Source organism: Tepidicella baoligensis (assembly GCF_013432195.1).
Taxonomy (GTDB): Bacteria; Pseudomonadota; Gammaproteobacteria; order Burkholderiales; family Burkholderiaceae_C; genus Tepidicella; species Tepidicella baoligensis.
Map to the genome: position 1 here is coordinate 1 of NZ_JACCDB010000040.1, position 640 is coordinate 640.

Sequence of the window (640 nt, forward strand, 5' to 3'; positions counted from 1 at the left end):
CGCGCACGTCGGTGTTGACCACCGCCGTCTCATCGCCCCAGTGAATTTCCGCATCCTCGGCTTTTGCGCGCTTCGCAATCGCCGGATAGGTCTCTTCCATCCATGCCTTCACCGCCGGAGCGCTCTGCTCGTAGGCGCGCTTGATCGGCTTCTGAGGGGTGAAGCCCCAGCGTGCCAAGTAGTCACCCACCGCACGCACTGACAGCACGATTGCGCACTCGCGCTCGATCAGCTCCATCACCGCTGCGCGCGACCACAGCGCAAATTTCATCTTCATCTGCTCAGGCCGCTTCTCGCAGATCAGGCGCCGAACATGAGCCGCCTGCTCGTCGTCAAGGCGCCGCCCCGTGCCGTTGCGTCGACCACGCGGCTTCGGGGCCAGGGTTGCCGGTCCCGCGCGCTCGTAACGCCAGATCGTGTTGCACACCGCAGGGTAGCTGACCCCAAGTTGTCGGCTGATCTCGGCCTTACTCAGGCCGCGCTTGAACGCACGCACGATCAGCCGATGCCGCTCGTGAAGTGCCTCTCGACTCAAACTCCGACCATCAACTGTTTCCATCCGTCACTCTCCGGCACCATAACAGAAAGTGTGACCGCTGCGCGTGCAGAAAGTTCATAGATAATTGCTGCCGACTCTATA

The 640-nt window shown here is 61.9% G+C and carries 1 protein-coding gene; it reads right to left on the reverse strand.

What is annotated here, in order from left to right:
* The coding region (locus HZS63_RS13790; protein WP_180684564.1) for an IS630 family transposase at positions 1-559 on the reverse strand (559 nt) is incomplete at its 3' end.
* Positions 560-640: the final 81 nt, after the last annotated feature.